26 protein-coding genes are annotated in these 23,705 nt (G+C 71.0%); 14 read left to right on the top strand and 12 right to left on the bottom strand.

Annotated features, from left to right (window positions below):
- Nucleotides 1-57 precede the first annotated feature (57 nt).
- The gene (locus tag ACGFY5_RS11270; RefSeq protein ID WP_392719467.1) at nucleotides 58-1,278 is read left to right on the top strand and encodes a hypothetical protein; all 1,221 of its coding nucleotides are present in this window, start codon (nucleotides 58-60) and stop codon (nucleotides 1,276-1,278) included.
- On the opposite strand, the gene ACGFY5_RS11265 is transcribed toward ACGFY5_RS11270, so the two are convergent.
- From ACGFY5_RS11265 to ACGFY5_RS11250, 4 genes are all read right to left on the bottom strand, one after another.
- Nucleotides 1,267-1,965 carry a hypothetical protein gene (locus tag ACGFY5_RS11265; RefSeq protein WP_392719466.1) on the bottom strand — a complete coding sequence of 233 codons (699 nt, stop codon included), beginning with the start codon at nucleotides 1,963-1,965 and terminating at the stop codon, nucleotides 1,267-1,269. The two genes, ACGFY5_RS11270 and ACGFY5_RS11265, sit on opposite strands and share 12 nt — an antisense overlap.
- Nucleotides 1,962-2,468 (bottom strand): SigE family RNA polymerase sigma factor, encoded by a 507-nt coding sequence (locus ACGFY5_RS11260; protein WP_392719465.1) that lies wholly within the window; start codon nucleotides 2,466-2,468, stop codon nucleotides 1,962-1,964. The genes ACGFY5_RS11265 and ACGFY5_RS11260 overlap by 4 nt, the downstream gene beginning before the upstream one ends.
- Nucleotides 2,469-2,529: 61 nt before the next feature.
- Nucleotides 2,530-3,372, bottom strand: a complete 843-nt coding sequence (locus tag ACGFY5_RS11255) for an NAD(P)-dependent oxidoreductase (RefSeq protein WP_392719464.1) — start codon at nucleotides 3,370-3,372, stop codon at nucleotides 2,530-2,532.
- The gene (locus tag ACGFY5_RS11250; RefSeq protein WP_392719463.1) at nucleotides 3,369-3,812 is read right to left on the bottom strand and encodes an NAD(P)-binding domain-containing protein; all 444 of its coding nucleotides are present in this window, start codon (nucleotides 3,810-3,812) and stop codon (nucleotides 3,369-3,371) included. Before ACGFY5_RS11250 ends, ACGFY5_RS11255 begins: the two co-directional genes overlap by 4 nt.
- 85 nt (nucleotides 3,813-3,897) lie before the next feature.
- Here ACGFY5_RS11250 and ACGFY5_RS11245 point away from each other — a divergent pair, with 85 nt between their 5' ends.
- The 6 genes from ACGFY5_RS11245 (at nucleotide 3,898) to ACGFY5_RS11220 (ending at nucleotide 9,079) form a co-directional block, all read left to right on the top strand.
- The gene (locus ACGFY5_RS11245) at nucleotides 3,898-4,242 is read left to right on the top strand and encodes a winged helix-turn-helix transcriptional regulator (RefSeq protein WP_392719462.1); all 345 of its coding nucleotides are present in this window, start codon (nucleotides 3,898-3,900) and stop codon (nucleotides 4,240-4,242) included.
- 95 nt (nucleotides 4,243-4,337) lie between these two features.
- Complete coding sequence (locus ACGFY5_RS11240) at nucleotides 4,338-5,132, top strand: S1C family serine protease (RefSeq protein WP_392719461.1); 795 nt, start codon at nucleotides 4,338-4,340, stop codon at nucleotides 5,130-5,132.
- An 11-nt stretch (nucleotides 5,133-5,143) separates the two neighbouring features.
- Entirely contained in the window at nucleotides 5,144-6,145 is a 1,002-nt protein-coding gene (locus ACGFY5_RS11235; protein ID WP_392719460.1) for an AAA family ATPase, read from the top strand.
- A complete protein-coding gene (locus tag ACGFY5_RS11230) occupies nucleotides 6,145-7,029 on the top strand; it encodes a DUF58 domain-containing protein (RefSeq protein ID WP_392719459.1) in 885 nt (294 codons plus the stop codon). The genes ACGFY5_RS11235 and ACGFY5_RS11230 overlap by 1 nt, the downstream gene beginning before the upstream one ends.
- The gene (locus ACGFY5_RS11225) at nucleotides 7,026-7,991 is read left to right on the top strand and encodes a VWA domain-containing protein (protein ID WP_392719458.1); all 966 of its coding nucleotides are present in this window, start codon (nucleotides 7,026-7,028) and stop codon (nucleotides 7,989-7,991) included. The genes ACGFY5_RS11230 and ACGFY5_RS11225 overlap by 4 nt, the downstream gene beginning before the upstream one ends.
- Nucleotides 7,991-9,079 (top strand): VWA domain-containing protein, encoded by a 1,089-nt coding sequence (locus tag ACGFY5_RS11220; RefSeq protein ID WP_392719457.1) that lies wholly within the window; start codon nucleotides 7,991-7,993, stop codon nucleotides 9,077-9,079. Before ACGFY5_RS11225 ends, ACGFY5_RS11220 begins: the two co-directional genes overlap by 1 nt.
- A 19-nt stretch (nucleotides 9,080-9,098) precedes the next feature.
- Here the strand turns inward: ACGFY5_RS11220 and ACGFY5_RS11215 are convergent, their stop codons facing one another.
- Both ACGFY5_RS11215 and ACGFY5_RS11210 read right to left on the bottom strand, forming a co-directional pair.
- Nucleotides 9,099-9,845, bottom strand: a complete 747-nt coding sequence (locus tag ACGFY5_RS11215) for a GNAT family N-acetyltransferase (protein WP_392720470.1) — start codon at nucleotides 9,843-9,845, stop codon at nucleotides 9,099-9,101.
- Between the two features lie 168 nt (nucleotides 9,846-10,013).
- Nucleotides 10,014-10,925, bottom strand: a complete 912-nt coding sequence (locus ACGFY5_RS11210) for an NADP-dependent oxidoreductase (protein ID WP_392719456.1) — start codon at nucleotides 10,923-10,925, stop codon at nucleotides 10,014-10,016.
- A 75-nt stretch (nucleotides 10,926-11,000) separates the two neighbouring features.
- Between ACGFY5_RS11210 and ACGFY5_RS11205 the strand changes: the two genes are divergently transcribed.
- Genes ACGFY5_RS11205 through ACGFY5_RS11190 form a run of 4 tightly spaced genes read left to right on the top strand, consistent with a single transcriptional unit; the run spans nucleotide 11,001 to nucleotide 13,674 of the window.
- On the top strand, nucleotides 11,001-11,405 hold the full coding sequence (locus tag ACGFY5_RS11205; RefSeq protein ID WP_392719455.1) for a winged helix-turn-helix transcriptional regulator: 405 nt from the start codon (nucleotides 11,001-11,003) through the stop codon (nucleotides 11,403-11,405).
- Nucleotides 11,406-11,438: 33 nt separating this feature from the next.
- Nucleotides 11,439-12,641 carry a serine/threonine-protein kinase gene (locus ACGFY5_RS11200; RefSeq protein WP_392719454.1) on the top strand — a complete coding sequence of 401 codons (1,203 nt, stop codon included), beginning with the start codon at nucleotides 11,439-11,441 and terminating at the stop codon, nucleotides 12,639-12,641.
- A gap of 45 nt (nucleotides 12,642-12,686) precedes the next feature.
- Nucleotides 12,687-13,226: a GNAT family N-acetyltransferase gene (locus tag ACGFY5_RS11195; protein WP_392719453.1), complete on the top strand. Its 540-nt coding sequence runs from the start codon at nucleotides 12,687-12,689 to the stop codon at nucleotides 13,224-13,226.
- Nucleotides 13,227-13,281: 55 nt separating this feature from the next.
- Nucleotides 13,282-13,674 (top strand): hypothetical protein, encoded by a 393-nt coding sequence (locus ACGFY5_RS11190; protein ID WP_392719452.1) that lies wholly within the window; start codon nucleotides 13,282-13,284, stop codon nucleotides 13,672-13,674.
- A gap of 66 nt (nucleotides 13,675-13,740) precedes the next feature.
- On the opposite strand, the gene ACGFY5_RS11185 is transcribed toward ACGFY5_RS11190, so the two are convergent.
- The 5 genes from ACGFY5_RS11185 to ACGFY5_RS11165 all read right to left on the bottom strand — a co-directional run bounded on the left by ACGFY5_RS11185 (nucleotide 13,741) and on the right by ACGFY5_RS11165 (nucleotide 18,257).
- Entirely contained in the window at nucleotides 13,741-15,126 is a 1,386-nt protein-coding gene (locus tag ACGFY5_RS11185; protein WP_392719451.1) for a DUF1996 domain-containing protein, read from the bottom strand.
- An 80-nt stretch (nucleotides 15,127-15,206) separates the two neighbouring features.
- Complete coding sequence (locus ACGFY5_RS11180; protein ID WP_392719450.1) at nucleotides 15,207-16,433, bottom strand: PEP/pyruvate-binding domain-containing protein; 1,227 nt, start codon at nucleotides 16,431-16,433, stop codon at nucleotides 15,207-15,209.
- On the bottom strand, nucleotides 16,433-16,990 hold the full coding sequence (locus ACGFY5_RS11175) for a transcriptional regulator (RefSeq protein WP_392719449.1): 558 nt from the start codon (nucleotides 16,988-16,990) through the stop codon (nucleotides 16,433-16,435). The genes ACGFY5_RS11180 and ACGFY5_RS11175 overlap by 1 nt, the downstream gene beginning before the upstream one ends.
- Nucleotides 16,987-17,223 (bottom strand): hypothetical protein, encoded by a 237-nt coding sequence (locus tag ACGFY5_RS11170; protein ID WP_392719448.1) that lies wholly within the window; start codon nucleotides 17,221-17,223, stop codon nucleotides 16,987-16,989. The genes ACGFY5_RS11175 and ACGFY5_RS11170 overlap by 4 nt, the downstream gene beginning before the upstream one ends.
- Complete coding sequence (locus ACGFY5_RS11165; RefSeq protein ID WP_392719447.1) at nucleotides 17,220-18,257, bottom strand: TetR/AcrR family transcriptional regulator; 1,038 nt, start codon at nucleotides 18,255-18,257, stop codon at nucleotides 17,220-17,222. Before ACGFY5_RS11165 ends, ACGFY5_RS11170 begins: the two co-directional genes overlap by 4 nt.
- Nucleotides 18,258-18,333: 76 nt before the next feature.
- On the opposite strand from ACGFY5_RS11165, the gene ACGFY5_RS11160 reads away from it, so the two are divergent.
- Nucleotides 18,334-19,269 (top strand): aldo/keto reductase, encoded by a 936-nt coding sequence (locus ACGFY5_RS11160; RefSeq protein WP_392719446.1) that lies wholly within the window; start codon nucleotides 18,334-18,336, stop codon nucleotides 19,267-19,269.
- Nucleotides 19,270-19,381: 112 nt separating this feature from the next.
- Here ACGFY5_RS11160 and ACGFY5_RS11155 read toward each other — a convergent pair whose 3' ends face one another.
- Complete coding sequence (locus ACGFY5_RS11155) at nucleotides 19,382-20,125, bottom strand: phosphatase PAP2 family protein (protein ID WP_392719445.1); 744 nt, start codon at nucleotides 20,123-20,125, stop codon at nucleotides 19,382-19,384.
- Between the two features lie 75 nt (nucleotides 20,126-20,200).
- Here ACGFY5_RS11155 and ACGFY5_RS11150 point away from each other — a divergent pair, with 75 nt between their 5' ends.
- Nucleotides 20,201-23,278 (top strand): dynamin family protein, encoded by a 3,078-nt coding sequence (locus ACGFY5_RS11150; protein WP_392719444.1) that lies wholly within the window; start codon nucleotides 20,201-20,203, stop codon nucleotides 23,276-23,278.
- Complete coding sequence (locus ACGFY5_RS11145) at nucleotides 23,275-23,697, top strand: hypothetical protein (RefSeq protein ID WP_392719443.1); 423 nt, start codon at nucleotides 23,275-23,277, stop codon at nucleotides 23,695-23,697. The genes ACGFY5_RS11150 and ACGFY5_RS11145 overlap by 4 nt, the downstream gene beginning before the upstream one ends.
- Nucleotides 23,698-23,705 lie beyond the last annotated feature (8 nt).

Genomic DNA, 23,705 nt, shown 5'->3' with positions numbered 1-23,705 from the left:
CGGCCACGGGCGGGGCGGCCCCCCGGCGCCGATCGGGTGGCCCTACGATCACTCGGCGTGGAGCAGACTTCGGCGCTGGCGCGCGATCTGACCGATTCCGACCAGAACGAAGCCGTTCTGACGGGCACTGGTAACTACGGTCCGGCCGTGGCCGCGGAGGCCGCCGCGGTGGCCCGGTCGCGGGAACGGTTGCGCGCCGTCACCGGCCCCGTGCACCTCACTGTCGTGTGGGCGATGTACGGCGAGACCGGGCGGATCGTGCCGCGCTCGGAGCACCCGCACGGCGAGGACTTCGTGCGTGCCAAGGTGCGCCAGCTCGACTGGCTCACCGAAGGCCTGCCGGACGTCACCTGGAGCATCCTGGCCTGTGACGACGGGTGTCCGGACGAGCCGTCCAGTGCCGACGTGATGGCCGGCATCATCGAGGCCGAGGGCTACCCGTCGACCGGGCACCGCAGCGTGCGGGTCATCAAGCTCGCGGATCTGCTCGGCACCCCGATCAGCCCCGAGTTCGCGAAGCTGACGTCGACCGACCAGTCCCGCAAGGGCGGGTCGATCCTCGCGGCGCTGGCGACCGCCGTGGACGCCGGTCCCGAGCACACGCACGTCGTCGCCTACACCGACGCCGACCTCTCGGCGAACCTCGCCCAGCTCGGCTCGCTCATCGCCCCCATAGTGGACGGATCCGTCGCCACGCTCGGCCAGCGGTACGGCGTCGAGGGAGCCGTGCTGGTCAAGCCCGACGGCCCGTCGGTCGAGCCGCAGAGCACCGGTGACAAGCCCGACAAGCTCATCGTCCTGTTCCGGCACTACGTCCGGGCGCTGCTGATCCCGTCGCTGGCCCACGTGCTCGACACCCAGGCCGGCTTCAAGGTGTTCGACGCTGCGGCGCTGCGCCCGGTGCTGGCAGAGATGACGTCGTTCAACGAGACGTTCGACGTCGAACTGCTCATTCACCTGGCGCAGCGCTACGGTGCCGGGACACTCGCGGTGGAACCGATCGTGTTCACCGAGGACTTCGCCGCGACGAACTTCCCGTCGGTCGACCCGGGCGCCCGGCACCTCGCGATGGTGAAGCAGGTCGTCGAGCTCTACGACCGGTTCGTGGAACCGGTCGAGCCGGTCACCGGCGAGGCGGCCGAGCTGCTGACGCTGGTGCGCGACCTGGACCTCGACGGTTACGTGCGGCTCATCGGGAAACTGCGCGCCGACGACGCCGGGGACCCGACGCTCTTCGACCGGCGCTGGTCGGTGGAGTACCTGCGCTCAGCCGTGTGAGTCGCCGGCACCGCCGACCACTGTGACGCCGGCCGCGAACTCGCCGATGCGGGCGGCGTCCCAGTGCAGCTGCTCCGGGACCTGGATGTCCACCCACCGGCCGGAGGTGGTGTCCTGGTACGTCAGGATCTGGCTGGGGGCCAGCCGGTAATACCCGACGCCGTCGCCGACGGGCACCTTCTTGCCCTCGGTCAGTGACTCCGGCGGCGCGTCGGACGACGTCGAGAGCACGGCGATCTTGTCGACGAACGAGTTGGGGTCCTGGTCCGCGGCGCCCTTCGGTGCGATCACCAGCGACGACTCCGTGCCGCCCTGGATCTCCCAGCCGTCGGGCACCTGCGTCACTTTGTAGCCCTTGGGCTGCTTGCCGGTGTAGGCCACGAGCGTGACCTCCTTGACCTCGACGGGCGGCCCGACTCCGCTGGTCTCCTCGGCGGCGGGGCCTCCGGTCTGCCGCATCACCGCCGGGTTGGTGCGGGTGTTCTCGTCGCCGCCGGGGAGGCTCGACGTGATCAGGACGGCACCGCCGCCAACGAGCAGAGCGGCTGCGGCCACTCCGCTCACCAGTGCGGTACGGCGGCGCGCGACGTGCCGGCGGCCACGGGCGACGTCGTCGCTCGGGTCAAACGTCATGGGTGTGGACTCCTCGTTCACAGCTGCGGCGAGCAGGCGCTTGATGTCGTTCATCGGGTGGTCTGCCCTTCTGGGGTGAGGAGGTGCCGCAGCTTGGCGACCGCCTTCGCGTTCTGCGATTTGACGGTGCCCTCGGTGCAGCCGAGCCAGTCGGCGGTCTGCTCGACGCTCAGGTCGAGCCAGTGCCGGAGCACGACGACCGCGCGCATCTTCGGGGGTAACGATGCGAGCGCGCTTCGCACCGCCTCCCCGAGATCGTCGTCGGCGAAATGGACCGGAACATCCGGTGGCAGGGCCATCGAGCGTTCCCGGCGCCACCACGGTCGACGACTCTCGTCGATGTGCGCGTTGACGATGCTTCTCCGGACGTAGGCGACCGGGTAGTCGCTGTTCCGGACCCGGTTCCAGGCCGTGTAGGCCCGGACCAGCGCGGTCTGCACCAGGTCTTCGGCCCGGTGCGGGTCCCCGCTGCTGAGCAGCCGGGCGGTTCGCACCAGGTCGACGCGGTGTTTTTCCACGAAGCCGGCGAACTCTGCGTCCAGCGTTCGTCGTTGCATCGGCACCTCCTTCGCCCGGATGGACGAAGGGCGCCGTCTCGGGGGTTGTCTGTTCCTCAAACTATTTTGCGCGGATCACCTCGTACAGTGCCGTCCAGTCGTCGCTCCCGTGGCCGGCGTCGATCGCGCGGTCGTACTGCGACTTCACCGCCTCGGCGAGACCCGGGTCGACGCCGGACGCCTTCGCGGTGCGCACGATGTGGTCGGCGGTCGCGCCCATCATCCGGGCCGTGCTCAGCGCCCCGGGGTGCTCACCGGCCTCGAGCCGCCGGGCGATCTCGGCCCCGTCGCCGATCATGACCGGGATCTGCGTGACGAATTCCAGCGCACTCGGCAGGAATCGGTCCGCCGGCACCCCGGACGCGGTGACGAGGGCGGTCGCGTGCAGCAGGCTCGACAGCGACGTGAGGAAGACGTCCAGGTACGCCTGGTAGAAGAGCTGCGCGAGGCCGGGATCCTCGCCGAGCCAGGTCGGCGCGCCGATCACGCGCAGCACCGGCTCGTAGCGGCCGAACAACGCCTGCGAGCCGCTGTAGAGCACCGAAGCGCCCGGCGTACCGACGACCGGTGCGGGCACCATGACGCCGCCGGTGAGGAACCGCGGGTAGCGGGCGGCGGCGTCGCGGGAGGCGTCCGGGGTGTCGGAGCTGAGGTTGACCAGCGTCTTTCCGGCGAAGTCGGTGACCCCGTCGAGGATCGAGTACATCGCCGGATAGTCGGTGAGGCTCAGGATGACCAGCTCGCTCGCCGCGACCGCCTCGGCCGGAGTGGCGACGAGGCGCGCTGCGAGCCCGTCGGCCCGGGACGGCGTGCGATTCCACACGGTCACCGTGTGTCCGGCGCGATCCAGGGACGATGCCATCGCTCGGCCCATCGGGCCCAGTCCGATCACGGTGACGTTCATCGAAGACTCCTGAGCGATTCGTAAGCGCGGGCCGTGCCATGGTCGCCGTAACCGGCGTCGATCTGGCGTCGGACGAGTTCGCGTACGGGCGCGAGCGCGGTCGCGGTGAACCGGAGCGACTGCTGGTCGGGGCCCTCGTAGTCGCGGGCGTCGACGGTCGCCGCGTAGCCGGCGAGCTGGTCGGTCATCGCGGCGAGGAACGGTGCCTGGCGAGCGGCGAACTCGGTGGCCGACGTTCTGAGCATCGCCGCGCCCTGCAGGAAGCCGCCGATGATCGAGCCGGCGATCGCCTCGGCCACGGTCTCGGCCGCGCTGGCCCCGGCCATGCGGCGGGTCCGCCCCGCGGTGCGGTTCCAGACCGTGACCGGCTCGCCCGCGGCCGATGTGGTGGCAGCGAGTGCGCTGCCCATCGCTCCCTGTCCCAGGAATGTTGTCCCCATGGGACAAATCCTTGGCTCGGCACGCACCGGACGACAAGTACCTACTATTTAGTTCACTACTCACCGGACAGTAAGGATCGAGGTCATGGCTTCGAAGCCCCGGCGCGGCCCCTACATCTGCGGCATCGACGCGGCGATGGACGTCGTCTCGGGAAAGTGGAAGTCGTTGATCCTCTGGGAGCTCGACAACTACGGCACGCGACGGTTCGGCGAGCTCAAACGGGGCTTGCCTGGCGTCAGCGAGAAGATGCTGATCCAGCACCTGCGCGAGATGGAAGAGGACGGCCTCGTCCACCGGGAGGTCTACCGCGAGGTGCCGCCCCGCGTCGAGTACTCGCTGACCGATGACGGTCGGTCACTGAACGAGGCGCTGCGACCACTCGGCGCATGGGGAACGCAGCGATCCGCCCGGATCGCCGCCTCGACCTGAAATATGGTGTGAGTTAACCGTCCGCACAGCTGATTCTTACTTTGAGAGAGGGTCAGACATGTCGGCGCCTTGCCTAGGATTGTTGAGTGCTCAACGTGGGTGACGAAAGTGAGACGCCCGCGCCGAGGAAGCGCGGCCGCCGGTTACTGATTGTTCTCGCCGCGTTATGGGCGATCGTGCTCACCGCGTTCGTCGTCGTCCGCGGTGGCAGTGACCCCGCACCGGTCGCCGCCGCGCCCTCGCCCTCACCGTCGCCGAGCGAATCGCTCACCACGTCCGAGGTGTTCCAGACCCTCGCGCCCTCCGTGGTACTCATCCAGAGCACCGGCGGCGGCCGCACGAAAGCCTTGAGCTCCTCGCTCGGCACCGGCGTCATCGCGAACGCCAACGGCACGATCCTCACCGCGTTCCACGTCGTCGAGGGCGCCCGTGCCGTCACCGTGACGTTCGCCGACGGCACGAAGTCACCGGCCACCGTCGCCGACTCCGACCCCTCGATCGACATCGCGGTACTCGTCCCGGAGACACTGCCGGACGTCGTCGTGCCGGCCACGCTCGGCGGCGGCCCCGCGATCGGGGACGACGTCGTCGCGATCGGCAACCCGCTCGGGCTGGTCGACACCACGACGACCGGCGTCGTGTCGGGCCTGAACCGCACGATCGCGCGCGCCGGGGCCGCTCCGCTGGAAAAACTGATCCAGTTCGACGCCGCGGTCAACCCGGGCAGCTCCGGCGGCCCCCTCCTCAACGCCCAGGGCCAGGTGATCGGCATCGTCGTCGCGCTGGCCAACCCCACCGACGCCGGCACGTTCATCGGCGTCGGGTTCGCCGTCCCGATCGGTGCCGCGCTGGGCGCCGGCGAGGGCGACGGTCGGCAGCCACCACTCTAGAGAAGAGAACAATGTTGAACTGGAACGGTGGCGGCACCAGCTCCTCCACGGGAAGCCCGAACGAGCAGGTCCTCTACGAGGTCAAGAAGACGATCGTCGGCCAGGACATCCTGCTCGAACGGTTGCTCGTCGCGTTGCTCGCGCGAGGCCACATCCTCGTCGAGGGCGTCCCCGGCCTGGCGAAGACGCTCGCGGTGAAGTCGCTCGCCGAAGCGATCGGCGGGCAGTTCCACCGCGTGCAGTTCACGCCCGACCTCGTGCCGGCCGACATCCTCGGCACCCGTGTTTACCACCAGCCCACCGGCGAGTTCCAGGTGTCGCTCGGGCCGGTCTTCACCAACCTCCTGCTCGCCGACGAGATCAACCGCGCCCCCGCCAAGGTGCAGAGCGCGCTGCTCGAGGTCATGCAGGAGCAGCAGGTCACGATCGGTCGGGAGACGTTCAGCGTCCCGGAGCCGTTCCTGGTCATGGCGACGCAGAACCCGATCGAGTCCGAGGGCACGTATCCACTGCCCGAGGCTCAGGTCGACCGGTTCATGATGAAGGTTCTCGTCGGCTACCCGAGCGAGACCGAGGAGTTCGTGATCGTCGAGCGGGCCCTCGCCGCCGGCGCCGCGATCCAGGCGATCATCGACCCGGAGCGCCTCGTCGCGATGCAGCGCGAAGCCGATCAGGTCTACGTCGACCCGGCGCTGATCGAGTACTCGGTGCGGCTCTCGGCCGCGACACGTGACCCCGCACGGGTCGGCAAGGGTGACCTCGGCCGCTACATCACCTACGGCGCCAGCCCGCGCGCCTCGATCAGCCTGGTGCTCGGCGCCCGGGCGCTCGCCTACCTGCGCGGACGCGACTACGTCGTGCCCGAGGACGTCACCGACCTCGCCCTCGACGTGCTGCGCCACCGTCTCGTGCTCTCCTACGAAGCCCTGTCCGACGACGTCACCGCCGACTCCGTGCTCAGCGGCATCCTCGGTGCGTTGAAGGTGCCGGAGCCGGCCGGTCGGGGCGGCTGATGGCTACCGCGCCGGAGCGCTTGGTCCGCCGCTTGGAATGGAAGGTCGGCCGTCGCCTCGACGGCCGCCTGCAGGGTGCCTACCGCACCGTGTGGCGCGGCACCGGCATCGATTTCAGCGACCTTCGTGCCTACACGCCCGAGGACGACGTCCGGCACATCGACTGGAACGTCACAGCACGTCTCGACGAGCCGTTCGTGCGGCAGTACACCGAGGACCGTGAGCTCACCGCGTGGCTGGTCGTCGACACGTCGGGGTCGATGCGGGTCGGCAACGCAGAGACGGGCAAGGAGTCGCTGACCACGAACTTGGCGCTGAGCCTGGCCCAGTTGATGGTCAAGGGCGGCAACCGGGTCGGCGCGATCCTCTACGACAACGGTGCGCATCAGATCGTCCCGCCGCGGTCGGGTCGCAACCAGGTGCTGCGGCTCGCCCGGGAGCTCTCGCGGGCCGAGACCAGCAGTACGACAACCACCGATCTGGACGCCATGCTGCGGCTCGCCGCCTCGACGACGTCCCAGCGGCGCGGCCTGGTGTTCGTGCTGTCGGACTTCATCGGCGAGCCCGGCTGGGAGCGTTCGCTCGCGAGGCTGGTCCATCGGCACGAGGTCGTCGCGGTGCGCGTCGCCGATCCCGTCGAGTCCGCGCTGCCCGACGTCGGATTGATCCTGGTGCAGGACGCGGAGACCGGCGAGCAGTTGCTCGTCGACACCAGCGATCCGCTGCTGCAGCGCCGGCTCGGCGCGGAAGCGCAGGCGCGCGAGGACGCGGTCACCGAGGGGCTGGAGCGCGGTGGCGTCGCCGCGCACCGGATCAGTACGGACGAGGAGTTCGTGCCCGCGCTGGTCGGGCTCGTGCACCGCTCCCGGCAGGTGCGCCGATGAGCCTCCACTACCCGCTTGCCCTGATCGTCGCGGTGGTGATCACCGCGGCGGCGATCGCCGGGTACGTCCTGTTGCAGCGTCGGCGCACCGCTGCCCTGACCGCCGCAGGGCTGGCCGGCTCGTCTCGGCGCGCGGCATTACGTCGACATCTGCCGTATGTGTTCTTGCTGTTGGCTTTGCCGTTGTTGCTGGTCGGGCTGGCGCGTCCGGAGGCGACGGTGGTCGTGCCCCGGGTCGCCGGCACGGTGATGCTGGTGTTCGACGCGTCGAACAGCATGAAGGCCGACGACCTGAAACCGAACCGGCTCGCGGCCGCGCGGGAGGCGGCGACGTCGTTCGTGGAGGCGCAGCCGAGCTCGGTGGACATCGGTGTGGTCGTGTTCGGCGACCAGGCCCTCACCACGCAGGAGCCGACCGACGACCACAACGTCGCGCTCGCCGCGATCAAGCGGGTCGGCGGTACCGGAGGGACGTCGCTGGGGCAGGCGATCCTGTCGTCGCTGTCGACGATCACCGACAAGCAGGTGTCGCTCCCGGCCGAGGGGGCGCCGGCGCAGGACCTCGGCTACTGGCCGTCGGCGACGATCGTGCTGTTCAGCGACGGTGAGGAGACTGGTGGCGCGGACGTGCAGGCCGCCGCCGACCTCGCGGCCACCGCAGGCGTGCGGATCCAGACCGTCGGGGTCGGCACGACGCAGGGCGCGACGGTCGCTGTCGACGGGTACCAACTCGCCACGAAGCTGGACGAGGCCCAGCTGACCTCGATCGCGAAGACCACGGGCGGGTCGTACCACCAGGCTTCCGACAGGTCAGAACTGTCGGATGCCGCTGGTGAAATCGATCTGCGCCTGACGAGCAAGGAGGAGCCGCTCGAGCTGACGGCTCCGGTGGCGGGCGCCGCGCTGGTGTTCCTGCTGCTCGGCGCGCTACTGATGACCCGCTGGCACGGAAGGATCGTCTGATGTCGCTGCACTGGCCGTGGGCGCTGCTCGCGCTGCTGGCGGTGCCGCTGCTGCTGCTCGCCCGATGGTGGTTCAACCGGCGGCGGAAGCGCACCGCGATCCAGGTGTCCAGCGTCGCGCTGATCAAGGCGGCGTTACCGGGGCGGTCGGCGTGGCGGCGCCGGATCCCGCTGATCCTGTTCCTCGCCGGCCTGCTCGTGCTCGGTACGGGGCTGACGCGTCCCCAGGCGTCGGTGAACGTGCCGACCGACCAGAGCACGATCCTGCTCGCGATCGACGTGTCCGGGTCGATGTGCACGACCGATGTGGCGCCCAACCGGCTGGCGGTCGCGAGTGACGCCGCCCGTCAGTTCATCCGGTCGCAGGACAACGGCACCCGGATCGGGCTGGTCGCGTTCTCCGGCATCGCCGGTCTGCTGGTGGCGCCCACCACGGACCAGGATGCGCTGATCAAGGCCATCGACGGGCTCACGACCGCGCGGGGTACCGCGATCGGACAGGCCATTCTGACGTCGATCGACGCGATCGCGGAGATCAACCCCGACGTGGCGGCCAGCGGGGTGAACCTGGGCGACAGCGCGGTGCCGCCGGGTGGGGCCACGCCGGCGCCGATGGGCGACTACGAGCCCGACTCGATCGTCGTGCTCACCGACGGTTCGAACACCCAGGGCGTCGATCCGGTGACCGCGGCCGAGCAGGCCGCCGCCCGGCGCGTGCGGGTGTTCACGATCGGATTCGGGTCCACCGAGCCCGCGCCGATGGTGTGCACACCCGAGCAGGTGTCCGGCGATCTCACCGGCGGCAACTGGGGTGGCGGGCCGCGCGGTGGCGGGCGTCGGATCCAGCAGATCGACGAGGCGGCGCTGACTCAGGTCGCCGACCTGACCGGCGGCCGGTACTTCAAGGCCGCGGACGCCGATCAGCTCGCCGATGTTCTCAACGACCTGCCCAGCCAGATCGGGCTGCAGCGCGAGGACGTCGAGATCACTGTGTGGTTCGTGCTGGTGGCCGTGGTTCTGGTGTTCACCGGGGTGGGGCTGTCGCTGTGGTGGTCGCGGCCGCGGATCGTCAGTACCCGGCCACTGTGAGTGGCCGGGTACCGACTCCCTAGCTGGGCAGCGACAGATACAGCCGCCTGCCGGCTACGCGGTAGCCGACGCGTTCGTAGACGCGTCGGGAGCCGTCACCGCCGTATTCGAGCCAGACGGACTCCGCGCCGGCACCGAACGCGGCCTCGGTGAGCGCCGCGGTGACCGATGCGGCGATGCCGCGACCCCGGTACCGCGGGCGTGTGCCGACGCCGGCCAGTTCCGCGGTGCCTTCGGCCGGGGCGGAGCAGCCTGCGGCGCCGGCGCAGGTGCCGTCGGGTGCGCGGACGAACCGCACGAACCCGCCGTTCTCCTGCTGGCGTTTCAGGCGGGCCGCTCCCTGCGGGGAGGCGGTGAACTCGCCGCCGAACGCTTCGGAGAGGGTGGCGTCGATCTGGGTGTACTCCTCGTCGGTGTGTGGTGTTTCGACGTGGTTCCCGGTTGGGACTTTCAGGTTCGGCGGTGTGCACGCCAGGTACTGGTGCTCGGCCTCGGTCGTGAAACCGGCGGTGCGCAGTGCCGGTTCGACGTCCGGGGCCGCGTCGGGGGCGAATTCGAGCCGGGGTTGTAGGCCGCGTTCGCGGAACGCGGCGATCAGCATCGTGACGTCGTTCGGCGTCGGCTGAGCGTCGGGTAGTGGCGTGGCGTAGTTGAGGAAAGGGCTGGGATCGGTCGGTTCCAGCCCGACGACGAACCCGGCGGCCTCGAGGGCCACAGGACGACGACGGAGGTTGGTGACCGCAAAACTCTGGACGTTGATGCCCACTGGTGAACTGACCTCACTGGCGAAGGCGGATGGGTTCACGCGGCACACAGAAGCCGCGACCATCGGGCCGCCTGATCCGGTATCAGAACCGGCGGCGACCGCTGCGGGGCGCCGAGAACATAGGCTTCGTTCCTTCACGAGAAGTGAGGGGACCGAATTTACCAGGCGTCACGGGGTGAGCACGAGACGGCCGCGGAGGCCGCCCGCGGCGAGGCGCTCGTGGGCGTCGGCGATCGTGTCCAGCGGGAACGTGCCGGCCACGCGCAGCGTGAGCTGACCGGCGTCGACCAGCGCGGACAGCTCGGTCAGCCGGGTGCCGTCGGCGAAGACCTCCTGGACGACGACGCGGGTCGCGCGCAGCGGCGGCGGGGCGAACGGCGCGACGAGAGCGACGAACGTGCCACCGCCACGCAGCGCCTCGTGCGCGGGGACGCCGATCACGGCCGCGTCGACGACGGCGTCGACACCGCCGGGGACCACGGCCCGGACGGCGGCGGGCAGGGGTTCCGTGCGCCGGACGACGTGATCCGCGGGCACCTCGGCGTCGGCCACCGCGACGGTCCGGATGCCGCGCAACCTGGCCAGTTCCAGCAGCAGCCCGCCGACGCCACCGGCGGCGCCGGTGACCAGCAGCGTCTGACCGGCGCGCAGGCCGGTCAACGTCAGCGACCGGTCGGCCGTCAAGCCGATCAGCGGGAGCGTGGACGCCGTCGTGAGCGGCACGCTCGTCGGCGCCGGGGCCAGCGCCGTCTCGTCGAGGACGACGTACTCGGCGTGCGTGCCGGGAGCGGACAGGACGTCACGCAGGCCGATGATCGGGTCGCCCGGCGCGAACCGGGTCACGCCAGGGCCGACCTCCTCGACGGTTCCCGCCACGTCCCAGCCGAGCCAGTAGCGGTCCGCCGGTGCCAGCAGGCCGGCCTGGGCGAGAGCGCCGCTGCGGGTGGACAGGTCGATGCGGTTGACCGCTCCGGCGGCGACGCGAACCAGGGCCTGCCCGGGACCGGGTGCCGGGCGCGGCACGTCGACGATCTCGAGGATGTCGGGTCCGCCGAACTGGGTGACGGCTGCAGCTCTCATGCCGGTCACGCTAGAAATGTCGGTGGACGACGGTAAGAAGGCACTCGAGAGTGCCCTGGGTTCACAGGAGTGCCCATGACGACGGTCAGCGCGGCGGAACGTCGGGCCGAGCGTGCCCGTGCCTACAACGCGAACCTCGCCGAGTGTCCCGGCCACGACCTGCTCGGCAGACTCAGCGACAAGTGGCTCACGCTCGTCGTCGCCGCGCTCGCCGAGGGGCCGCGGCGGCACGGCGAGCTCGCCGCCACCGTTGCCGGGGCCACTCAGAAAATGCTCACGCAGACGCTGCGCACGCTCGAACGTGACGGCCTGGTCACGCGCACGGTGGTGCCGGAGACGCCCGTCAAGGTCGTTTACGCCCTGACGCCGCTGGGGGAGAGCCTGCTGCCGATCCAGCGGGCGATCAAGGACTGGGCCGAGACCCACATCGACGAGGTGCGCGAGGCCCGGGACGGGTACGACGCGCGCCCGTCCCGGTGAGCGGCGCGCAGCGTGATGTGCTAGGTCTAGCGGGTGCTGTTCGACCGCTCCACGATCGCCGCCGCGTTACCGTCCTACGAGGTGGGACGGGAAGTCGGCAGCGGCGGGTTCGGCACCGTCCTCGAGGGCAGACACCGGTCGCTCGGGCGGCCGGTCGCGATCAAGGTGCTCGCGATGCCCGACCCGGGGCTCGAGCGGCGGTTCCTGTCCGAGGCGCAGGTCATGGCCGCGTTCGACCACCCACACGTCGTCCACGTGCACGACTACGCCGACGACGACGGGTTGTGCGTGCTCGTGATGGAGCACTGCCCCGGCGGCACGCTGACGTCCCGGCTGCGTTCCGGGATGACGCCGGAGACGGCGTGTGCGATCGCGCTGTCGGTCGCCGACGCGCTGCACGCGGCGCACCTGCGGGGGATCGTGCACCGGGACGTGAAGCCCGACAACGTGCTGTTCGCCGCCGACGGGGCCGCGAAGGTCACGGACTTCGGGCTCGCGAAGATCTTCGAGGGCAGCGTGGTGACCAGTGGGTCGCTGGTCGGTACGCCGGGGTACGCCGCGCCCGAGCAGATCCTGGGGCAGCCGGTGCGGCCGGCGACCGACGTGTACGCGCTCGGTGGCGTGGTCTACCACATGCTCACGGGGCGGCCGCCGTTCCCGGCCGATCTGCCGGTGCGGGAACTGCTGCACGAGCAGATCTACGGGAGCCCCGACCTCCCCGGTGGGCTGCCCGACCGGTTCGCGGCGGTCCTGGGTCAGGCGTTGACGCGTGATCCGGCGGAGCGCACGGCGTCGGCAAAGGATTTTGCGTTGTTGCTGGCGGGCGCCGCGGCGGCCGAACTCGGACCGGACTGGCTGACGCGGGCGGAGACGCCGCTGCGCGTGGAGGAGGACGTGCTGCGGGCGATGTCCGACCGCGCCGGCGCGATCCGCCGCCCCACCGCGGCAGCCCCTCGTCGCCGCCCGGGCGAGTCGGAATCGCCGTATGCCCCGAGCGCCGGTGCGCCGAGTGCATCGGGGCGGCATTCGGCGCCGGATGCGCCGCCGCCGTTTCCGTCAGGCCCTTCGGAGGAGCTGACCCCGGACGAGGTGCAGCGCCGGATCGCGGCGTGGGAACGCCCTGACGAGGGGTTCAGCCGACGCACCTGGATCATCCTCGCGATCGTGATCGCGGTGCTCGCCGCGGTGAGTGTCGGCGCGGGTGTCCTCATCGGGCAGTTGCAGCGCGGCGGCTGACCCCGACGAGCCGGGCACGCACGTCGTACGACTAGTGTCCGATTCGTGACGAGTCGATTCGTGTTACCGGTCGGGGACGACGTCGATCTGGTGCTCCGGGAACGCTGGACCGCGGACGCGATGCTCCGTCTCGCGGTCGCGAACATCGAGCGGCTCCGCGCCTGGGAGCCGTGGGCCCAGGGCGAGCAGACGCTCGCCGCGCTCATCGCGTACGACCGGCTCCAGATGCTGGACTGGGTGGACGGGCGGGCCGTGCCGACCGTGATCCGGTACCGCGGTGAGATCGTCGGAACCGTCAGCGCCCGCATCGACAATTACCAGCGCACCGCGGAACTGGGCTACTGGATCGACGCCGGCGCGGAGGGCCGCGGCCTGATGACCGCGAGCGCCGCGGTGCTGCGCGACCACGTCGTGTCGGCGTACGGGGTCGCGCGGATCGAGATCCGGGCGGCGGTGCAGAACCGGCGCAGCCGTGCCGTCGCCGAGCGGCTGGGATTCGTTCACGAAGGCACGTTGCGTTCGGTGTTACCGGTCGGCGACACCCGCCACGACCTCGCGATCTACGGATATCTACCGCCGTCTTGACCGGGCGACGCGCACCGGCGGAGAGTGGAACGTACTCCGCTGGGAGGTGGCGCCCGTGCCGCGCGTCCGCTCCGACGAGCTTCTTCTCCGCATCGTGCGTGACGCGGTCGCGCTGCAGCCGGTCGCCGACGACGCCCTGGCCGCGTTGTCGGCCGCGCCGGAACGGGTCGGGATCTGGGCGCGGGCCGCGTCCCGGGTCGCCGGGCGGTACTGGGAGATGCTGCAGGAACTCACGCCCGACACCCCGGACCGCCGCCGGGTGGCCGAGCTGCTCGGGTACCACGAGCGGATCCTGCGACACACGATCCGGTTCGCGTGCTCCCTCGACCACGTCGCCGACCGGCAGGTTCTGAGTACCCGTCAGGCGAGCACCGGCCTCGGCGAGCCAGGCGCAGAACTGCGCCGCATGCTGAAAGAACTCGACGCGGAGTCCGCTGCCGACGGCTAGCGAGAGACCCGGCGCGGGTCGTGCGGTCGATCGCGCGGCGCGGCCGAGGCCGCGCCGCGCTTCGGATCAGCAGCGGCGGTTGCTGTTGATGCAGTTCACGACCTTCTTCATCGACGACGTCGACATGACGTTGATGAAGTCGTTGTGCTCGTTGATCGGCTTGTGCAGCTGCTCGGGGAACCCGTCGATCGCGAACGACGGGCCCCTCGGCACGTTGTACGTGAGCGTGATCGTCAGCTTCGGCACCGCGACCGTGCCCTGGGCGCAGCGACCGCTGGCGTCCGGGAACGTGATGTGCGCGCGGTGGTTGGCGCTGTCGGTGCTCTTGCCGTCCCAGCAGCTCGGGAACTCCGCGATCCGCTGGAAACCGCGACCGTTCGGGCAGAGCGTGTACTTGTCGGTCGAGATCCGGTTCGTGAAGCCCTGGCACGAGAACTTGGCGTGCTGGTTCGCGCCACCGTTCGTGAACGCCTTCGCGTCACCGGTCAGCACGCGGAGGAACCGCGGCATCGGCACGACCTTCTGGAACGGGTTGCCCGAGTACTGGATCGAGACCCGTGGCCGGAGCGTCTTCCCGACGTTCAGGTCCTCCTCGAGTTCACCCTGAACCCGCTTCTGACCCCTGGTCTTCGTGATGTCACGCACCACCGGCCAGTAGTAGCTCGACTTGTCGCCGCGGTCTTGGCACGTCGTCCCGCCGCGGGCGAGGCTGTCGTCCGTGGACTGGAACGACGTCGTGGTGTTGCCGACGTAGTCGTGCAGGTGGTGGGCGCCGTTGCCGACACCCGGCGCGACGATCACGTTGTCGGAGTTGAAGTGCCCGCGCTCGTTGTTGCCGCAGCGTGCGGTGAACGTGCCGCCGGATCCCCGGCGGCTGGTGCGCGCCTGCGTGCTGCGGGTCGGCTTCACCCTGCGGATGTCGACGAAGTCCGCCTTGACGGGGCCGCGCTGGGCGTGCCCGTGGGTGGCGGCCGGGTTCGGCGCCGCGGTGGCGGGCGGCGCGGTCGTGGCGGCTGCACTTGTCGGGGCGCTGCCGGCGCCCTCCACCGTGCAGGTGGCGAGCGTCTTCACGTCGAGCGTCGGGCGTTCGCCCGCGCGTCCGATCGCGATGACGATCCGGTCGACGGTGGAGCTCCGCTTGTCGGCCAGCGGGCCGAGGATCGCGTTCTGGACGAAGTTCTTGCCGCCTTCGCCCTGCGAGCTGACGAGGCGCTTGTTGGCCTCGTCGATCTGCGTCTGCAGGAGCGCGAGGTTGCGATCGACCTCGGCCTGCGCTCGGGCCGGCACGGCCGGCAGTTGGCTTGTGACGTCTGGGCAGACGATCGTGCCCGGCGAGCTGCTCGCCGTCTTGTCGGCAGCATCCGAGACGCCTACGAGCGCCGTGCCGGTGATCGCTGCCGCTGCGACGCCCACAATGGCGCCGATGGTCAATCTCTTACGCAACTGAGTCATCCTCCGCCGGTCTACCTGCGCATACAGGCCCCGATCACCCAGACGCCGCAAAGGACCACACGGTTCGACGTTTGACTCATTTAATTCTCAGCTAACCCATAGGTGCTCCACTGCCTCAGGAGTTTCATGGCGGGATCGTCGCTCGAGGTCACTCCTGAGTGGATTCCCGGGGTGACTATGCCGGTTGTGCCGTCGATCGTGACTTCTGTGCCGTCACTGAGCGTGACTTCCTCTGCGCCGACCACGGCGGGCTTGTTCATCGAGCGGGCGACGACTGCCGCGTGGCTCGTGGGGCCGCCGCGGAACGTGATCACGCCCGCGGCCGCGGCCAGTCCGTGGAGGTCGGCCGGTGAGGTCGTCGGGCGGACGAGGATGACCGGGCCGTGGGCGGCGAGGCGGACGGCGTCGTCCGCGGTGAGGGCGGTTCGGCCGGAGGCCAGGCCGGGGGAGGCCGGCGTACCCCTGGTCAGAACCGGAACTCCGGCGGGGAGTTGGGGGGTGTGGTGCGCGAGATCCACGCGGGCGACGGCTTCCTCGCGGGTGAGGATCCCGTCGTGCACGAGATCGACGGCGATCCGTGCGGCCGCGCTCGGTGCGATACCGCCGGGGCGGACCTGGAGTAGCCAGAGGTTGCCCGATTCGATCGTGAATTCGAGGTGGCAGACGTCGCGGTAGTGGCGCTCGGTCGTGGTCAGGGCGGTCCGGAGGGCGTGCCAGGCGTCGGGGATTCTGGTTGCCAGGTCGGTCAGGGGGCGGGTGGGGTGTGTGCCGTCGACGACGTCGACGCCGTGGGCGCGGAACACCACCTCGCCGTACGGGGCCGGGTCGCCGGTCATCGGGTCGCGGCTGAAGGCGACACCACTCGCGCTGTGCTCGTCGCGGTCGCCGTAGACCATCGCCTGGACGACGACCGCGGTGCCGAGGTCGTCGTCGATGTCGTGAAGTCTCCGATACGTGGTGGCCCGTGGGGAGTCCCACGACGCCAGCACCTGCTCGATCGCGTCCCGCACCTCGCTTGCTCCGACGTCGAGCACCGTCGCCATCATCCCCGGCATCGACACGGGCGCCCCCGACCGCACCGAGACGCGTAACGGCCCGGGACCGGTGGTGGTCTCCAAGGCTTGGAGTGCGGTCGTCAGTTCGGCGTCGAAGGAGGGCGGGAAGCGGCCGGCTCGGTGGAGGGTGATGGCTACGGCGAAGCCCGGGGGGACCGGGAGGCCTAAGTGGTGCAGCACGTAGAGGCCGTGGGCCTTGGCGCCCACCAGGGACGGGTCGTCGGCCGCTGACAGCGGCACGATCCAGCTCATCAGTGGCGCGGCGTTCCGAGCGTGACCAGCAGATCTTCGTGCAGCCGGAACCACCGGGTGTGGTAGGAGTCGAGCCGGTCGGTGAGGTACTCGAGCTGGCCCTTCTCGGCGTGGGACAGCGCGTCCCGCAGGCCGGCGCGGTGCCGCTCGAAGCGGGGGAGCAGCGGAACCAGCGGTTCGAGCACGACGGAGCACCGTGCGTGCAGGTCACCGAGACGCTCGACGACGCGCCCCACCTCGGCGGTGCGGAGTTGCCACGCCGTGCAGAGGTCGAGCAGTTCGGGGTTCAGCTCCAGGAACGCCTGGTACGCGACCTGCACGGCCGCCCGCGCGCCCAGCGCATCGAGCTCGTCCGCCACGGCTTTGTCGTCGGCCGCTTTGCCCTCGGCGGTGATCCGCCAGCCTCCGAACTCTCCCCGCTCGAACGTGACCAGCCCTGCCACCGCCAGATCGATCAACGCCGACTCGGCCTCGTCCTCCGCGACCCCAGCCGCATCCGCAACCCCAGCCAGCCCCGACCCCCCAACACACCGCAACACATGCAAGACCCCACTCATCGCCCCACCCCCACATCCGCCACGCCACGACCCGCCGCCCCGCCGCGGCCCACCCCGACGTGCATGGCGCCGCGCCCGATAGCCACGTCCGCGACCTGCGCTGCGTCCGCGACCTGCGCTGCGTCCGCGACCTGCGGTGCGTCCGCGACGTGCGCTGTGTGAGCGATGTGCGGCGCGTGCGTCGCGGACGCCTGGGTTCGGTGCGGCGCGACCGGGTTCGGTCGGGCGGTCATTGGACTACCGCCACTGCGTGGCCTGCGCCTCGGTGGTCAGCGCGGGCTACGACGCGTCCGTCGGTGATGCGCACCGCGCACTCGGTGGCGGGCTCGGGCGTCACTCCCAGGGCGGACGCGACGTGGCCGTCGTCGAGAAGGAGGGCGAAGCCGGGCCAGAGGGCGGGATCGACCGCACGTCGGAGGCACCCGACCAGGTCGCGGACCCGCAGGCGTACCAGCGGATCGGTCTCCGGACTGCCGGCGACCACGACCGTGACGCGCTCGCCGGCCGCGCGTACAGCCTCCTCCGCCGCGCCGAGGCGCTCCGCACCGAGCAGCACGATCACCCCGTCGCCGAGCGACACCGGCTCGCCGTTGATCAGGTCCGGCGCGGCCGCCGGCGCCTCCCACGGCTCGTCGACCGTCTCCGCCGCCTTCACGAACGGCAGGTGCGTCGGTTCCCACACGTCGGTCAGCGGCAGATCCGCCAAATGTTCACAGGCCCGGACGACGTCGAACGGATCCCCGACGCCGGGCGCTACGGCTGCGAGGTGACCGGCACCGTCGAGGACCGTGCGGACCACCCCGGCGAGCCGCACCCGCCGGGGAGCGGTCGGCACGCAGGCCTCCAGTGCTCGCCCGAGCAGCAGCGTCTCCAACTGGGTCACCCCGCCGAGCGCGGTACGACCGGCCACGGTGTCCAGCACGCCGTCGAGCGAGCGCAGTCGCAGGTGAGCGCCGGCGGGGGTGTCGCCGTGCATCGGGAGCCGGTCGAGCCAGGCCCTGGCGAACGCTTCGAGTGCGTCTTCGAGGTGCGTCTCGCGCGTCACGGCCTCGGACGGCTCCCGCTCCACGACGTCGAGCAGCACCGCCAGGTACAGCGCACTCTTGCCGGGGAAATTCGAATAGACCGCGCCGCGGGTCATCTCGGCGCGGTCCGCGATCCGGTCGACCGTTACGGCCTGGTAGCCGCGCTCGGCGAACTCCGCGTGCGCCGCAGCAAGCACGGCAGCGCGCGTGCGTTCCTGCTGCTGAGCCCGAGTGAGCCTCATATGACGATCACATCCAGATGATAACAACATCCGAAATCGATGGTTGGGCTCACGACAAAGGGGTCAGCCCACCCGTATGACTACAGCGATCCCCTTCGACGTCTATCCGCTCGCGCTCGGCGGCAACACGTTCGGCTGGACCAGCGACGAGGCGACCTCGTTCGACGTCCTCGACGCCTATGCAGCGGCCGGGGGCAACTTCGTCGACACGTCCGACAGCTATTCGGCGTTCGCGCCGGGGAACTCCGGGGGTGAGTCCGAGACGATTATCGGCTCGTGGCTTGCTTCGCGGAACAACCGCGGGAATGTTGTCATCGGGACGAAGGTGTCGCAGCACCCGGACTTCCGCGGGCTCGCGGCCTCGAACATCGCTGCCGCCGCGGAGGCGTCGCTGCGTCGGCTGCGGACCGACTACATCGACCTGTACTACGCCCACTTCGACGACGAGTCGACGCCGCTCGAGGAGACCGCGGGGGCGTTCGACGCGCTGGTGCGGGCTGGGAAGGTTCGGGCGATCGCGGTGTCGAATTACCGCGCGGAGCGGATCCGGGAGTGGTTCGCGATCGCGCGGCGTGAGGGGTTCGCGATGCCGGTGGCGGTCCAGCCGCACTACAACCTGGTGCATCGGGTGGATTACGAGCGGCAGGTCGCGCCGGTCGTCGCGGACGAGAACCTCGCGGTGGTTCCGTACTTCGGGTTGGGGGCTGGATTCTTGACCGGTAAGTACCGGACGCAGGCCGACCTGGAGGCCGGTGCGATCCGCGGGCACATGGCGAAGAGCTATTTCAACGACGCCGGGCTGGCGGTCGTCGACGCGCTGGACAAGATCGCGAGCGCGCGGGGCGTGGAGATGGCAACGGTGGCGCTGGCGTGGCTCCGCGGCCGCCCGAACGTGGTCGCCCCGATCGCGAGCGCCCGCACGCTCGAGCAGCTCCCGTCCTTGCTGGCCTCCGCCACCTTCGACCTGGACGGGTCCGAACGAGCCGACTTGGACGCGGTCTCCGCGCGGTAGACCGCACGATGGCGCGCCGCGGCGCGACCGGCGACAGCCGGCGCCGCGCCGAGCGCGCCGCGCCGCCCAGGCGGCGACTGCCCGTCAGGCCGCGCACGCGGCGGCGAGCGGGTCAGGGCCGAGCGCGCCGCGGCGAGCGCGTCAGGGCTGCCCACGCGGCGGCGACCAAGGCGGCGCCGGCGACCGCGTCGAGGAGCCAGTGGTTGGCGGTGGCTACCACCACCGCTGTCGTGATCACGGGGTAGGTGAATGCAAGAGCCCGCTGCCACCAGTGGCGTGACAACGCCGCGAGCGCCAGCCCGCACCACAGCGCCCACCCCACGTGCATCGACGGCATCGCCGCCAGCTGATTCAGCCCGGCCGAGTCGTGCTGGGGCCACCACCCCACGTCCGCGGTAGCGATGAGCGTGTCGACGTACCCGGGCACCATGCGCGGCGGCGCGGTCGGGAACGTCACGTACCCGACCAGCGCCGCCGCGGTCGCGGCCATCAACGCCAGCCGCGCCCGCCGGTACAGCTCCGGCCGCCACCGGAACAATGCCAGCAACACCAACGGCGTGACGAGGTAGTGCAGCCCCGCGTACCAGAACGCGGTCGCGACCTCCGCCCACCGCTCCCCGGCAACCGCCGCGTTCAACCCCGCCTCGACGTCCAGGCCGAGGTGCCGCTCCCACGAAAGCACCTGCTGCGCGTGCACGAGCGCCGGACCCCGGTGGTCACTCGCCGCCGCCCGGATCAGGTCGTACGGCACGAGAAACGCGACGACGATCAGGATCTCGCGCCACCACACGGGCCGATCGGTGCGTACCGGTGCAACAGCAACGCGCGCCGGCGCCTCCACCACCACGGTCGCCACACTAGTCACCTGACACAACACGGCCCCTGACTAAATTCGACATATATAGGACGAAAGTCCCTAGACTCGGTCAGTGTGAGCCGTCCCTCCACCCTCGACCCCTCGCCCTCCGACACCAGCGCCGACTCCGACGCCACTGCGATCGCCGTTCTCCCGGCCGCCGTCCGCGCGGCCTACGACGCCGCCGACCGCACCGGTCACCGCATCCGCCTCGGCGCCGTGCCGGAGTTCACGCTGGTCGTGTGGGGTCCGGTCGACGCCGGAAAGACCGCCCTGATCTCCGCCCTGCTCACCGACGGCGTGCGAAATTTTCCAGGGCTCGCCGAGCGCCCCGGCAAAGCCACGCCCGTCCCCGTCGAGTACGTGTACGGCAGTAGCCCCGAACTCTGGCTCGGCGTCGGCGGAACGGCCACCGAGCCGACCGAGTGGGTTCGCGCCCCCCTCGACACCCCGGACCTCACGAGGTTCCCCGAACTGCGCCGCGTCCGCGCGATCGCGCCAGCCCGCCTCCTGCTCGACTGGAGCCTGCGCGTCGTCGACTGCCCGGGCCTCGACACGACCGACGACCTCACCGGCCCCGCCGTCGACGAGGTCCGGAAACCCGACGTCGGCGTGCTCTACGTGGTGCCCCGCCGAGGGATCACCGAGCTGGACTCCCAAGCCCTCGAAGCGCTGCGGAACACACCGTTGCTGCTGATCGAGAACCGGCGGGAAGCCGAGATCGCCGGCGCGGCGTCCACGTTCGACGAACTCGCGGTGCCGGGCCTCGACATCGGCCCGGCCGTGCCGCTCGCGGTCCGCCGCCTGGCGCGCCCCGGCCCCGAGCGCGCGACGTTCCTGCGCTGCGTCGCGCTGCTGCGGACCCGCACCGCCCCCGACCGGTGGACGTCCGGGCTGGCCGCGGCCGCGATCCGGAGCCGCGAGTCGCTCTGCGGCGACTTCGCCCGCCGCCGCACGATGGCGCTGATGGCACGCCACCCCGACTGGCTCGGCTCGCTGCACCTGCTCGCCGACCTGGTCGGCATCGAGCGTGACGGCCCGGACGTCATCGAACTCGACGACCGGCTCGCGGCGATCACCCGGCTCGCGTCGGCGGCGCGTCCCGTCGAAACGCTCCGGACGCTGCTCGACCACGACGTCCGCACGACCGTCGATCGGTACAACGGCGAGGCGGTGCGGGGCGTCCGCCTGCCGCGCGACGAGGACACGCCGACCGCGTTCGGCCAGGCCTACGCCCAACTCCGCGACGACGTGATCGCGCTGCTCGAGAGCGTGCTCGCCGACTCCGCCCTCGGCGCGACCGACGCCGACCGCGCCGCGCTGGAGACCGTCCGTGACGAGGTGCGCGACGACCGGCTCGAGGTGGCCGTGCTCGGCCAGTCCTCGTCGGGCAAGTCGTCGCTGATCAACGCGCTGCTCGGCGTCCGCACCGGCGCGGCGCTGCTGCCCGCCGCGCCGCGCCCCACGACGTCGACGGTGAACCGGGTCGAGTACGCGCCGCGCGACTCGCTGACCGTGGAATGGCTGCCCGAGGTCGAGCTGCGGCTGCTCTCGCCGGGCGCCGAACCGCATCAGCTGCGCGTCCACCTGGAGAACATCCGGGCGCTGGGCCGGTGGCTGCGCGACCGGTCGGTCGCGGCCCGCGACTGCGAGTTCCGTCCGCTCGCCGGCCAGACCGAGAGCGACGGTGAAGCGGCGTTCTGGCGCCTCTGGAAGATGCTCGACCTCACCGGCGACCCGCAGCTCTACGCCTACCTCGCGCCCAGCCCCGACCGGCCGCGCATCACCGACCTGTCGGTGCCCGCGGAGGTCCTCGTCCGGCGGTTCGTGTCGGTGCCCGACCAGTGGCCCGGCGCGCTGGACCGCGAACGCGCGTTCGCCGACCTCACCCGCGACCCGGCGCTGGCCCTGCGCGTCGACACGCTCCGGGTGGGCGTGCCGCACCCGCTGCTCGAGCACGTCACGATCGTCGACACCCCCGGCACCGACGCCCCGGTCCCGCACCACCGGGTCACGGCCCACCGCGCGGTCCGCGACCAGCGGCACAGCGCTGTCGTCTACTGCTTCGACGGCGCCCGGCCCGCGAGCGCCGAGGACCGGACCAACCTGACGTTCCTGCGGGAGCGGCTCGACCCGTCGCGGTTCTTCTTCGTGATCACCCGTCGCGGTGTCATCGAACACGACCAGGACCGGGTGCGCGAAACCGTCGAGAACGTGCTCGGCACGACCCCGCCGCGCACGTACTTCACCGAGGTCGTGAGCGAGCTCAACGACGACTTCCGGGCGCTCTCCGACGACCTCGGCCGCTACGTCCTCGACTCCCGGCGTGCACTGCTGCGCTCCTGGGTCGAGCGCGCCCACCAGGTCGTGACCGACGTCCACGGCCGGCACGTCCGCCGGATCGACCGCGTCGCCGACGGCGAGGAAACGCGTCGGGCTCGCCTTCAAGCCTTCTATGACGACGTCGACGAGCTGAGCTGTGTTCGCGACGGCTTCAGAACTGCGGAGTGGGGCGAACCGTGGCTGCGGGCCCGCGTCGCCGAGGCCCTCGACCGCGGCACTGCCCGGATCGAACAGATCGTGCACGGCCTGACCGGCAAGCGGGCGTTCGCCGCGGCCCGGGACCGGCTCGGCGCCGAGATCGACGTGCTCAACCGCACCGTCCGCGAGCTTCTGGCGTCGGACTGCGCAGTTCTGTCGTTCGAACTGGCGGCCCGGCTCCCGGACCGAACCGTGACGCCGCCCGAGCTGGCCTGGGACGTCGAACCGTTCGGCGTCGCCGAGGTCGACCACGCGGCCGCGACAGTCGAGTGGCGGGGCGGCTGGCAGCGGCTGATCGTGCTGCTCGATCCGCGTCGGCGGAAGTCCGATGCGGACGCCAACCGGCAGGTCGTCGCCGACGCGTGGGCGCGCAGCCGGGACGACGGTGTGCGGGCGGTGAACGGCGCTGTGGAGCACGTCGTCGGGCACCTGCACGCCGAGCTGGCCCGGCTCGCCGAGGGCACGGCCGCCGAGGTCGAGGCCGCCGAGCGGGAACCGGCCCCGGAGGACCGGGTGGCCGCCACCGAGGGACGCGACCGGGCGTCGAACTGGCTGCGGCGCATCGATGCGCTCAGCCGCAACCCGAATTTTCGATCGGAGGGAAATCAGTGACGACCACTACGAGGGACGTTCACCAGGAAACGGTGACGCTGCTGGCCGACGCGGTCACCGACATCACCAAGCGTGCGGTCGAGCCGACGCTCGCTCCGTTCGGCGCGGAACTCCGCGAGACGATCACCGCGCTCGACGTCCGGCTGCGCACGCTCGACGAACTGCTCGGCGACGACCGGATCGACCGCCAGCGGCTGACCCGGCAGGTGGGTGAGCTGGTACGCACCACCGAAGCCGGCACCGACGCGATCCGGCACCGGGTCGACGAGGCCACCGGGACGATCGACCGGCTGCGCGAGCAGGCGACCGCCAACGCCGCCACGATCGAGCGGCTGCGCCGGTTCGGCGTCGGGCTGTCGTTCGCGTTGCTGATCTGCGTGGCCGCGCTCGCCGTGCTGCTGCTCACGACCGGTCGCTAAGGTCTGAT

Source organism: Cryptosporangium sp. NPDC048952, assembly GCF_043197895.1.
In the GTDB taxonomy this organism is placed as follows: domain Bacteria; phylum Actinomycetota; class Actinomycetes; order Mycobacteriales; family Cryptosporangiaceae; genus Cryptosporangium.
This window is presented reverse-complemented; position numbering and strand designations above follow the sequence as displayed.